This is a genomic window from Arcticibacterium sp. (assembly GCF_055134445.1).
Genome location: NZ_JBSRVI010000049.1, coordinates 1 through 11,562 on the forward strand (window position 1 = coordinate 1; position 11,562 = coordinate 11,562).

The following is an 11,562-nucleotide window of genomic DNA, read 5'->3' on the forward strand; positions in this document are numbered from 1 at the left end:
CTACATCGTGATTGTCCGGAAATATCAATTGGTCATTAGGATGCGGAAATTGATAATCTTGAGCAATCCCAAAGTAAGTATCTCTCCAAGTTGAAAACCAAGGGTTAGAACCATTAAGGCTCGAAACTATATTGTCATTTAACAAGAAGTCCATGAGCGTGGGCAAAAAGCATTGATAACCGTCAGTATTTACTTTATCTTTTTGCCAATAGGCTGTTTGAGCCACTATTCTCGACATTTCTTCGCCAGCGATGTTAAAATTGGGATATTCTTCAAGTATCGTTTTAGTCCATTCTGCTAAAAAATCTTTATCCGTATAAGAAAAAGTGTCTTCTCTAAACCCTGAAAGTCCGGCAAATTCCGCCCACCAAATTGTGTTTTGAATCAGATATTTTGCTACTAATGGATTTCTTTGGTTTAAATCCGCCATGTGACCATCAAACCAACCGTCGGTATATTCTTTTTTATCAATCTCACTCGCATAAATATCTGTCACAGTGGTTCTTGCGTGATTGGTTCGCGTTTTACTCGTTGAATAATTAGTCCAATCTTTGGATGGCAAGTCTTTTATAAAATAATATTCCGCTCCGCAATGATTTAGAACTACATCCCATATCATACCAATACCTCTTTTTTGAGCTTCTTGCACCAAGGTTTTAAATTGTTCGTTGGTACCAAAACGAGGGTCAATTTTATAAAAGTTCGTTGAGGCATAGCCGTGATAAGAGTATTCCGGTTGGTCGTTTTCTATTAAAGGTGTGTTCCAAATTTGGGTAAATCCGAGCGTTTTTATGTAATCCAAATGATTGATTATACCTTGAATATCTCCACCGTGTCTTTTATCTTCATTTTGTCTGTCTATGGTTTTTTCGTTCATTGATTGTAAAATATCATTCTGAGTATTGCCATTTGAGAACCGGTCCGGCACTATGAGTAGAATAGCATCTTTTTGAGTGTAACTTTCTCTTTCAGCACTATTTTTTTCTCTTTCAAGAATGGGAAATTCCTTAGTTATTAACAATTCCTTTTTATCGTAGAATTTCAACTCAACATTTCCTGGTTTAGCCGTTGGATTTATTCTTATCGTAACAAATAAATAGTTTTTATTAGTTACTTTTTCAATTGAAACTAGTTCTACTTCAGGATAGTCAATTTCAGGCTTCAACTCAGAAATGTTGTTTCCATAAATCAATAAATTCACCGTATTATATTTCATATTCGTCCACCAATTTGGTGGTTCCACGCTGTTCAATGTTATGTTTTGAGCTGTTAGAATAAGTGGTAAAAACAATAATAGGGTTGGGATAAATATTTTATACACCGTTTTCATATTGGAAAATTAAAATTTGTTTGCCCAATATTAATGCTGACAAAGAATGACTACCAAAAGCATTATATAAACAACCACTTCTGCTTATCGAATAACCTTTAGGAGTGGGCTTTATAATAAATTGAACAACTATAGAATTAGTAATTCCTCGTGGTCTTTCGTACAATATTGACGGTTGTTTGTATATTATTACTGGTTATTAAGATTATTTTATTGATTTTGGTCGAATGAAGTTTAGTAATATGAAATGCTCTCTTTTTTCTGTGAAAGAGAATTCTTACCCAATGACCAAACACATTTTGTATTGGTTGGTCTTTGTGAGTTTCTTCACTTTGGTTTGGGGAACTTATGATTACGATTATTATAGGAATTTTATGATTCAGATATTAAGTCTTCCAGCCAGAATGATTTTGGTCTATGTAACCTTGTATCACTTGTTTCCTAAATATTTTCTTAAAAATAAACATGGCAAGTTCATCGTTTTCCTTATTCTGTTATTGGTATTTGTTTCCATCTTTATTCAGCGGGTTGTATTCTTTTATATTATTCAACCCTATTATCTACAAAGCTTCAAAACTTCAAATTTCTTTGCTATTACTGAAATCATGAATACGCTATTAGATGTTAATATGGCGGTCATTATACCTTTGGGATATACGTTCTTCAAAAGTTGGCAAAAGTCGAATGAAAAAACTAAGGAACTGGAAAAGGAGCAACTTAATGATGACATGTTCATTTATTTGAAAGTTGAAAAATCACTTCAGAAAATTTCAATAAATGATATTATATTTATTGAAAGCCTTAAAAACTATATAAAAGTCAAAACCACTGATAAAGAAATTATTGCCTATAAAAGTATTTCTGCAGTAAAAGAATTATTGCCTAAAGAAAAGTTTTTGAGGGTGCATCGCTCATATATTGTAGGTCTCAATTTTATTGATTCATTTTCGCCGAGTAAATTAGATTTGAAAGGTATCTCAATACCTGTTGGTCGAAAGTATAAGGAAGAAGTTAAAAGTGTTTTAGGCTATTTTTAGATTTGGTTGAATTCCCATCGCTTTCACAATAGAGTTGGTTAGTGCTACTTTTTAAATGACACACACGCACACCTATATAATTAGTAGAGGCTTCCGAAACGCCCATTTGCCGGTTTAGCACAGACTTTTTAAGAGTTTGATTAAAGTATTTTTATTGATTGTGTGTGACTTGAATCGCACATTTATTTCTTTAACCCGCTTTCGCTTTACTCATTAGAAAATATCCCGATAGCAATCGAGACTCGAATGAATCCTTGATGAGTTTATCGAAAGCACCGAAACCTTAATCCCTACATTCGGGGCTAATTATTAGCAGTATATGTTATTTTTTTTTAAGATTAATGTGAGACTACTTTCAGCCCAATAATGGAGGTAATTAATGTTGTAATGAAAAATAATCGCCAAAATGTGGCTGGTTCCTTAAAAATTAGCATTCCAACCAAAACTGTCCCTACAGCACCAATTCCTGTCCAAACTGCATATGCAGTTCCTATTGGTAGTTGCTGAGTCACTTTTACAAGTAGAAACATACTTATTCCTAAACAAATCAAAAACCCTATGTACCAATAAGTTGTTTCAATTCCTGTTGATTCTTTTGCTTTTCCAAGACAAGCCGCAAAGGCTACTTCAAATAGTCCAGCAATAATTAATAGAATCCAATTCATTTGCATTAATTTCTTTTTATGACGACTGCCAATCTTAAATTACATTCTGTTTTTGGCATTACTGCCATTGGCTCCGCATACATGCCCTGTCCAAGATTTTGCGGGGCATGAACGTTGCATGCCATGTGTGTGCATGGAATGGCGAATTTAGGTCTTTAACGGAACAATCCAAAGGCTGATAGACTGGGTGTCGCCATTCCATAAATAAGCGAGAGAGACGTAACCCAAAGCTAAGCAAGCGGCAATGGCAATCCCACAAGGCAGTCCACTGAGTTCAAACATTATGCTTGACCAGTTGGTGGATAAAGAATTCAAAAGAAAAGGCTTGTTATTTGTCTGCTATACAAATGGTTTTAGTATCTATTACAAGTCAAAAGAAGAAGCCAAACGAATAGGATATGAGATGCATCTCTTTAGAAACAGGTTGAGATATTGTATTGGAGTGATGGGGACGCAAAGTCTGTAAAAAACCCGAAAGTAAGCTAAAGAATCTGATTAGACTTGGGGCAAGCGTTCCGATGAAGCCGTGGTCTTATAAGAATGGGAGGCTGCACTAGGCTTGCCTAGCAGCACAAAAGCATACTGATAGCTATCGGAATTAAAGATTACCATCAAGCTAGAAAAGTTAAAATTATGAGGGCATGTTGGATCATTATCACTGCTTACAACCAGAGATTTAATGAACCGTGGTATAAAGACGAGCACACCTAGTGCCGTATGTTGTCCACAATGGAATTGCCGTAATGCAATTGGGGTATGATGGGGCTGGCGGCGTACCAGAGGCGTACTCCTTCAGTTACTACTTCTGGAGCAGTCTTCTCGATTGGCAGTAATGTTTTTTTCTAGCTTTTTACGCTACTGGTTTTGCTGGGGTTTCAGAAGCGTGCTCATACACAATTTTCCATTTATTGTCTATTTTGTTATAAAGTAAACTCGTCGTATGGATGTCATTCTTAAAGCGTTCGCCAGTTTTAAGTTCAACTTCTAGTGTTCCTGTCCAAGTACAAAGCACAGAAGTTTTTGATATAAATAGGAAATCCTCACTTAATTTCGTCAATGAGAATGATTTTAAAGCTGAAAATGATTCTTTCAAGTCATTTTCCAAAATTTGATAATCTGAAGTCGCACCCACTACACTCACACTCTTAACATTCTTTTAGTATCCCTGCATTGCCGCCTCAGCATCAAAGGCATTCAAATTTGAAACGATTTGAGTATTGGTATTCGAAATTTCTGTTTTTGCAGTTTCCTTTTCGTCTACTGTCAATTCTGTTTTTGCGGATGAAGTTTCTTGAGAGTCACTCGAATTTTTGCACCTGACAAATAAAGTTGATGCTAAAAATATTAAGACTCCCAAAAAATTGTTTTGTTTCATTTTTATTCTAATCAGTTTTAAGCTTCCCTGTTATTAATTATTAAGTTTATTTCTAAGCATATATCGCAATACCGATAACATTGGCTAGATGTGACTCAGGTAACAGCGGCGACTCTTAGGGCTATTAGGATCGTTATTGTATACGATACACCAAACTCCCTTGAATCAATTCAAAAACACCATTTTACCACTAAGAAGCAGATATTCTAAACTGATTGTGGAATAATTGAACAAACTTATTTATAAGCAATAGCCGCACTTGAAGGTCCTGTCAATGGCATTATAGAAGTTGATTTAAATCCAACTTGTTTCGTCCATTTATTAAAATCATCAAAGGTATAATCAAAGCCATCGGCGGTTTCTATCAGCATATTCAAGCTCATCATCATACCAAAAGCATTTTGTTTTCTTTCATTGTCTATCACGGCTTCAATGGCAATAAATACACCTCCATCAGGCAAGGCATCATAAGCTTTTTGAATCAGCTTGATTTTATTTTCCTCATTACAGTCATGAAGTATATTGCCCATGGCCACCACATCTGCTTTTGGCAATTCTTCGGCAAAGAAATCACCGCTAATCGCTTTAACACGGTCGGCTAATTGAAACTTTTCAATTGTTTCATTCGCAATGGATTCAACTGGCGGTAAATCGAATGTTTTACAAGTCATATTAGGGTTATGCTTGGCCACCATGAGAGACATCACTCCTGCGGAACCGCCCACATCCAAGAAGGTATCATATTTTGAAAAATCGAAACCTTGAGCCAATGCTATGAAGTTTCCCATTTGCATGCCAGTCATGCCATTGACAAATATTTTTAGCAAATCAGGACTGCTGTACAACAATTCAAAAATAGGTTTTTCTCCAATGCTGACTTCATTTTGTGCTTTTCCTGAGATAAGTGCCTCATCTAAATTCCCCCAGAATCCGTAGAGCCGGTTGTTCATCATTTCCAAAATCCCTCCAATGTAAGACAGTTTGTTTTTGTCTAAGAAAATGTCAGAATCGGTTCCGTTTGAATATTCAGCACTCTCCAGCAAACCTTTTCGACTTAAGAATCCGAAACTTGTCAAGACATCGAGGAAATCAAAAAGATGCCTATCCGTACATCCAAGTTTTAAAGCTTTTTTAATGGAATTGCCAGTCATATTTCCTTTTTGAGCCAAAAGTGTAAACAATTCAAAATTTACAGCTGTCAACAAGATTTTTGATGGCCAAAAACCTGTACCGATTTGCATAATCATCTCTGGAGATGGTTCATTATTCTGATTTCCCATTTTAATATAAGTTTTAGATTAACCCGCTTTATGCATTAGGCAATTTATGCCGTAGCTAAACTGCTTCAAATCAATATACTTGGTCAAGCTCAGCACAGGCTACACCCATTTAAACTCAATCACCGTAGCCCTTCGACATTAGCTCAGGGTAAACGCTATGCTAATTTCCTTTAATTGTCTGATTTATTGCACTTTAATTACTCATAACAATTCCTCAACGCATAATCCGGGTTTAAATACTATAAGGACTTCTCAAATGTCTTCAAAACTAGTGACACATGAAGTTAAGTCCTTTATTCTTAAGTCCTTAAAATTTTTAGGGAATGGTAATTATACTTAACGGAATCCCGTTATCGAAGGAGTAAAACTTTTTTGAAGCATTATTTATTTATTCTTTTTATGAGAATTTCACATGTATGTTTAGTCAAAAACTAGAACTTCGAAAAATGATAATCTTCATTTTTTAATTTATTAATGAGTTCATCTAGGTATAAATAGAATTTATCCTCTCTTTTCGGGCTAGTACCAGGATGAATTAGCAAGTGAAAGCCATTCATATTGTGGGATTCTTGATAGGTATATATGCTTTCTAAAATAGCATTACTTGTGATATAGTTTGGCATATCAGGAGTGGTATAGTCGGCATTGCTACGAGTTCCCGGTGAAAAATTTACAGTTATTTGATCTAATTCTGTGGCTATTTCCACCACTTTTTTATTGTACCATTCGTATGGCGGCATAAAGTACTTTGGAAGAATCTTAAGTCTTTTCAAGGTTTCAAGATTGTGTAAGATATCCTCTTTGATTTTATTTTCAGAATGTAGAAGGCTATCTCTTTTAGTCCAGTCGCAGTACAAAAGATGCTTATCAGAATGAGCTCCAACAAAGTGTCCTTTTTTTACAATGGCCTTTACTAAATCCTCATTAGCCCTAATAAAATCACCAGTAAAAAAGAATGAGCCTTTTACTTTTTGTTTATTTAGTACACTCATGACATGTTCAAAACCATCCACATAATCATGGCCAGTAAAGCATAGGTAAATGTTTTTCTTCGAGGTATCAGTTCTAATAATTGCCCCTTGTGCATCGATCACATGCTGAGCATTAATAGATATATTAATTAGAAAAAAGAGGAGACTTAAATAGATTTTATTCACTACTCATCTTAATTAAAATAAGAAGTAATTCTGCTGAACCATCTAGCGTTGGCTCATTGGTGCTATAATCTGACCAATCATCCATATACTTGATGTGTTTGGGCTGTAAGTGACTGTATTCATCAGGTTCAGACAGGGTAATCCCTAACATGTTATCGTGAATGGTAGACCAAAGCGGCCCATCAACCAGGCTTCCCTTGATGGATTTTTTATAAATTCTCCAAAATGGCATGTGTACATCCACGGGTGTATCTGCATTTTCTGGAATTTCTGTAATCATACTAGAATTCCAAGGGTTTAATCCCAATAGCCAATTCAGATGATCTTGCATGAGCGAACGATATTTTTTTGAGCCCGTCATTTCTTCATATAACATAGCTTGAGTGGCCACTGCTGCCGCCAGATTATTAGAGCACCATATAAACAGATGGCCTACACCATACGGGTTTTGATCTGCTTTCTTTTTTATGTTTTCTAGGTTGTGTTCGTAATGATTTATCATCTCTTTTTTGTCTTTTGCATTACCAACTTGCCACAAGGCGTAATGCCCCATATTTACATAGGGATACATTTCGTAATGACTAGCAGAATCCCGCTCCATCCAAGACCAGTTGCCAATGATTTTTGCGTAAGCTCTTGCATCTTTAAGATACTTTTTCTCTTTGGAGATCTTATACAAACAGGCCGCAGCCCACTCCATGTCGTCTGCCCAAGTGTTTTCCTCGTAGCGATAGGGTGCTCCAAAACTGTTGCCTTGTTGATAACCCTCTTGCTGCTTTCCCATGGTGTAAAGTTCCTGTGCAGCTTTCAGACATGATTGAGCAAACACTTCATACGCCTTAAACTGGCTAAAGATTTGATAGCCTAAGGCTAAGGTTGCCGACGAACGACCTGCTAAATTAGCAATTCCTGTGGCCCGGCTTTTGTACTTGGATAGCCCCTGTGGCTCACCTGTAGCATAATAAACCGGTCTGTAGTCATTTGGTCCCCATCCATAATCTGCATTTTCTTCGTGAGGTAGTTTAAAGCCTCTATGATCTCTATCATCTGCCACCTGATGGTAAAGTTCATCAGCACTTGGGTGTAGTTTTAATAGCCATTCCAGTCCCCATTTTGCTTCATCAAGCACATCTGGTAACTGATTATTACCTTTTAATCCTCTAGCATCTACTTCATCAAGAAAACCATCTGGATTCATTTGATATGCCATGAGTAATCTGGCAGCCGTGTTGCTACTGGTAATAAGATATTTTAACTGGTCACCGGCATCGTGCCAGCCACCTGTGGCATCTATTCTGGTGGAATCTAATCGCTTTCCAAAGAAACTTAAACCGTCTTTTTGATGACAAAACTCTTGGGTATACGGATTGAAACCACATCGTTGTGTTCGAATAAAACTAACCACATCTTCTTGCCATGCTGGATAAGGACCAATGGTAAAATCATGACTTTGAACTTCACTTTCTTTTAATTCAAAATAGTAATTTCCTGTTTTATGAAAGTCTGAAAAATCCGCACTGTAATAATTAGAAAATGGATACCATGACTTTATATGTGGTGTGCAGGTGTACTCATTAATTGTTTTTCCATTTTTATCTTTTAGAAGCACTACAGGATTGTCTAAGGCTCCTTTGCTAAGAATAAGAGCCTTTTTGGGCATATGGCTTGGGTAACCCGCCAGGTTAACTCTAATCTCTATGGCAGATTGAGACTGAGCATTAAAGGCAAAAGCCAAAAAAAACAACATACAAAACACTCGCACTTTATTCATAAACCATTTGATTCTTGACAGTTCACTTTTTTCATGTACCAAAGCTTGTAAATAAATCATCCATTTCAAATTTCATTAAACTTGTTAGTGAAGCCTTACTTTTTTTCAGACAGTGATTAATTTAACTGGGAATACTTCATGCCCCTTGTTAAAACAAACCCTCCCTCTTACCTTTTGTCTGCTTTATCTTCAAAGTCACCTTAAAATACCCCTAATTGTCCCCTAAAGACTGCGATAATTATGCAATAGGGGATTCTTTTTGAAATAAAATTGAAGCAATAAAATGTTTCGTAAAATATGTACTTGTGGACTATTAAATTCAAGTTATGGAGCTATCTTTTTTATCCATTTCTAAACAAAAAATCAAATAAGAATGTTCTGATTAGGGTAGTATTGCAACTACTTTAACTCTGGAGACTTCTTTGAATTTCATGGATTCTTGTTACTCCTATTTCAATAAACAATAGCAAACGAATATGACAGAGTTATACTCAAAAACGATAAAATGAGCGAATCAGTGAAGTTCAAAGAGTTTTACATTAAGTAAAAAAGTGCAGGATAGTTTTGGCCACAAGGGAAGTAATTTGTTCTAAATAAAGATTAATTTCCAGTATTCACCTCCCCTTTCTATCGTAGTAGTCAGGATATGCCATTGTGATTTCTGGTAGAGACGATACTTGAAGTTTGTTTAATATTGCCGTCACCTCAAGAATGGCATATTCTTCATTATTTGAGTGTTTTTTATATTGTCAGAATTAAGTAATCTAATTCTACTAGAAAAGAAGTGTGATGATAGAGATAATCCAGATAGTGATTCAAAGAGGCGTTTGGGTAACAAATGGGAAGACTTACCAAGTAAAGGGTATCATTACTTTATGGTTCATGATAAAATATCTCCAGAAGGTGATTTTAATAGAATAAAAGCCAAAGAACTAATAGGCATGCTTTAAGATAACTAATGGTGCAATACTTGTCTAATAAATATGTGTAAAAAAAACAGCTTTACTTTATAAATTGTATATTCGCAGTTCATGCAAAAACATAAGCAAATAAAGGCACTTTTCTTTTTAGGCATCTTTGGCCTATTGCTTTTGCATCAGGTACTCCCTCATTGGCATCATCAGCACCATTCTCATGAGGTCATTGCCCATGGTGCTAGCCATAGTCATCATCACGATGATTCAGATGAAGAAAGTCCTAAAACAGGACTTTTAGATTTATTTTTGGAGTTTCATATACATTCGGTAGTTACTAATGACGTTTTGGTAACAAACGAAAGTGCTGTTAAGAAACTCACCGTTAAAAATCTTGTAAATACAGCTATTTTTCATAATCATCCTAGAGTTTTTATAAGCTTCAATGTAGCTAAAAAGGTAGCGGTGTATCATCCGCCCAATATTTACTTTAATCCATACCGCACTACCCTCGACTCCCGAGGCCCCCCTTCTTTAGGTTAATAGTTTCGGAATACTTTACCTAGGGTAGTATTCTATAAAAAAATCAGAATAAACCTAAAATTTCAAACAATGTATAAACACATCGTATTCGCAATTTGCGGGTGCCTGTTCTTTATTAATGGTTTCTCACAATCTTCAACCATTGAGAAATTATTAGAAGAAATAGAACAAAATAATACAGAGTTAAAAGGCTATCAATCATACATTAACAGCCAGAAACTCGAAAACAAGAGCACCAATAATTTACCTGACCCGCAGTTTTCTGGGTTTTATTTACCCTTTGGGAAAAAGACACCAGGAGATTATACCGAATTTCAAATTTCACAATCATTTGAATATCCTACAGTATATGCTGCACGTGACAAATGGAATTTGTCTAAAACTGAACAGTTAGAGTCGGCTTTTGCCAAAAGAAGACAAGAGGTTTTATTAAAAGCAAAAAACAATTTAATAGAACTCGCTTTCTTCCAAAAACAAAGGGCGATAGAGTCAGAAAGAAGAACCCAGAGCAAACGGGTTTTCGACCAAACTAAAGAACTTTTTGACAAAGAGCAAGTAGGTATTTTAGATTTGAATAAGGCTAAAATTGCTTGGATGCAAGGGCAATTTATTGTTGAACAAATTGATAGCGACATTCAAATCGAAATGTCCAAACTCAAAACCTTGAACGGGGGGAATCCTATTGAAAGCATTTCTTCACAAATAATCTTGCCAACCGAAATTGGTACAATAGAAAATCTTTGGAATGATAAATTGACAAGCGACCCTCGTTTCCAAGAATTGAAGGCGAATGAAACGGCTTCGCTTTTAAAGATTAAATTGGAGAAAAGTAAAACCTTACCAAACATGGCATTTGGACTTAATTATCAAGGAGTTAGAGGTAATAATTATTCAGGATTTTATGGAGGCATTTCCATTCCACTATGGAATAGTAAGTACAAAGTAGAAGCTGCACAAGCTCACTATAATTATCAGCAATCCAATACTCAAATTATCAGTTCTTCGCTTCATACAGAATTTCAAGAAACTTACATTCGATATGAGTTAATGCTTGAAAAATACAATCAATATAGGGCAGTAATGGGGGATTTAAATAGCGAGAGTCTGTTATTTGAAGCCTATAAATTAGGACAGTATTCGTTTATGGAATATTACTTAGAGCTAAAGTTTTATAGAAATGCATCAGATAAAATGCTGCAAATGGAAAAGGAGCTTCATCTACAACAAGCTCAATTATTAAAACATCAATTATAACACTTAAAATAAAAAGATAATGAAAATTTCAAGAATAGCATTCGCAATAATAACAGTTTCAACTTTTTTAATGACATCGTGTAACGATACAGAATCAGAAACTACGGAGGAGCATGGGCACGAGCATGACGCAAATGGAAACCATATTAATGAAGAAACTATCGGACAAGAGGAGTTTGTAGTAGACATGGATTCTTTGGAAACAAAGCACGAACACCACAATGACGATAAGCACT

Annotated in this window: 13 protein-coding genes; 5 read left to right on the forward strand and 8 right to left on the reverse strand. The window is 35.5% G+C overall.

Annotated elements, in window-relative coordinates:
• Positions 1-1,330, reverse strand: a 1,330-nt coding sequence (locus ACTBZY_RS07155; protein ID WP_463045669.1) for an alpha-amylase family glycosyl hydrolase, incomplete at its 3' end; no start/stop codon positions are given.
• 284 nt (positions 1,331-1,614) lie between these two features.
• Between ACTBZY_RS07155 and ACTBZY_RS07160 the strand changes: the two genes are divergently transcribed.
• The gene (locus ACTBZY_RS07160; RefSeq protein ID WP_463045670.1) at positions 1,615-2,367 is read left to right on the forward strand and encodes a LytR/AlgR family response regulator transcription factor; all 753 of its coding nucleotides are present in this window, start codon (positions 1,615-1,617) and stop codon (positions 2,365-2,367) included.
• Between the two features lie 338 nt (positions 2,368-2,705).
• Here the strand turns inward: ACTBZY_RS07160 and ACTBZY_RS07165 are convergent, their stop codons facing one another.
• From ACTBZY_RS07165 to ACTBZY_RS07195, 7 genes are all read right to left on the reverse strand, one after another.
• Positions 2,706-3,032: a DMT family transporter gene (locus tag ACTBZY_RS07165; protein WP_463045671.1), complete on the reverse strand. Its 327-nt coding sequence runs from the start codon at positions 3,030-3,032 to the stop codon at positions 2,706-2,708.
• A 147-nt stretch (positions 3,033-3,179) separates the two neighbouring features.
• Positions 3,180-3,314 carry a hypothetical protein gene (locus tag ACTBZY_RS07170; protein ID WP_463045672.1) on the reverse strand — a complete coding sequence of 45 codons (135 nt, stop codon included), beginning with the start codon at positions 3,312-3,314 and terminating at the stop codon, positions 3,180-3,182.
• Positions 3,315-3,882: 568 nt separating this feature from the next.
• Complete coding sequence (locus ACTBZY_RS07175) at positions 3,883-4,173, reverse strand: Cif family virulence factor (protein ID WP_463045673.1); 291 nt, start codon at positions 4,171-4,173, stop codon at positions 3,883-3,885.
• Between the two features lie 15 nt (positions 4,174-4,188).
• Entirely contained in the window at positions 4,189-4,407 is a 219-nt protein-coding gene (locus tag ACTBZY_RS07180; RefSeq protein WP_463045674.1) for a hypothetical protein, read from the reverse strand.
• Between the two features lie 236 nt (positions 4,408-4,643).
• On the reverse strand, positions 4,644-5,687 hold the full coding sequence (locus ACTBZY_RS07185; protein ID WP_463045675.1) for a methyltransferase: 1,044 nt from the start codon (positions 5,685-5,687) through the stop codon (positions 4,644-4,646).
• Positions 5,688-6,118: 431 nt separating this feature from the next.
• Positions 6,119-6,844, reverse strand: coding sequence for a polysaccharide deacetylase family protein (locus tag ACTBZY_RS07190; protein ID WP_463045676.1), 726 nt, complete (start codon positions 6,842-6,844; stop codon positions 6,119-6,121).
• Positions 6,837-8,675, reverse strand: a complete 1,839-nt coding sequence (locus ACTBZY_RS07195; RefSeq protein WP_463045677.1) for a glycoside hydrolase family 9 protein — start codon at positions 8,673-8,675, stop codon at positions 6,837-6,839. The genes ACTBZY_RS07190 and ACTBZY_RS07195 overlap by 8 nt, the downstream gene beginning before the upstream one ends.
• Before the next feature lie 686 nt (positions 8,676-9,361).
• Here ACTBZY_RS07195 and ACTBZY_RS07200 point away from each other — a divergent pair.
• The 4 genes from ACTBZY_RS07200 to ACTBZY_RS07215 all read left to right on the forward strand — a co-directional run.
• Complete coding sequence (locus tag ACTBZY_RS07200; protein ID WP_463045678.1) at positions 9,362-9,565, forward strand: hypothetical protein; 204 nt, start codon at positions 9,362-9,364, stop codon at positions 9,563-9,565.
• A gap of 81 nt (positions 9,566-9,646) precedes the next feature.
• A complete protein-coding gene (locus ACTBZY_RS07205) occupies positions 9,647-10,072 on the forward strand; it encodes a hypothetical protein (protein ID WP_463045679.1) in 426 nt (141 codons plus the stop codon).
• A 69-nt stretch (positions 10,073-10,141) separates the two neighbouring features.
• Positions 10,142-11,326: a TolC family protein gene (locus ACTBZY_RS07210; RefSeq protein ID WP_463045680.1), complete on the forward strand. Its 1,185-nt coding sequence runs from the start codon at positions 10,142-10,144 to the stop codon at positions 11,324-11,326.
• A gap of 19 nt (positions 11,327-11,345) precedes the next feature.
• A partial coding sequence (locus ACTBZY_RS07215; RefSeq protein ID WP_463045681.1) for a hypothetical protein occupies positions 11,346-11,562 on the forward strand: 217 nt, incomplete at its 3' end.

Bases quoted from the DNA above. Each gene is read 5' to 3' on its own strand.
- ACTBZY_RS07195 (WP_463045677.1), bottom strand. From the start codon at position 8,675: ATGATTTATTTACAAGCTTTGGTACATGAAAAAAGTGAACTGTCAAGA.
- ACTBZY_RS07185 (WP_463045675.1), bottom strand. From the start codon at position 5,687: ATGGGAAATCAGAATAATGAACCATCTCCAGAGATGATTATGCAAATC.
- ACTBZY_RS07165 (WP_463045671.1), bottom strand. From the start codon at position 3,032: ATGAATTGGATTCTATTAATTATTGCTGGACTATTTGAAGTAGCCTTT.
- ACTBZY_RS07180 (WP_463045674.1), bottom strand. From the start codon at position 4,407: ATGAAACAAAACAATTTTTTGGGAGTCTTAATATTTTTAGCATCAACT.
- ACTBZY_RS07205 (WP_463045679.1), top strand. From the start codon at position 9,647: ATGCAAAAACATAAGCAAATAAAGGCACTTTTCTTTTTAGGCATCTTT.
- ACTBZY_RS07210 (WP_463045680.1), top strand. From the start codon at position 10,142: ATGTATAAACACATCGTATTCGCAATTTGCGGGTGCCTGTTCTTTATT.
- ACTBZY_RS07160 (WP_463045670.1), top strand. From the start codon at position 1,615: ATGACCAAACACATTTTGTATTGGTTGGTCTTTGTGAGTTTCTTCACT.
- ACTBZY_RS07170 (WP_463045672.1), bottom strand. From the start codon at position 3,314: ATGTTTGAACTCAGTGGACTGCCTTGTGGGATTGCCATTGCCGCTTGC.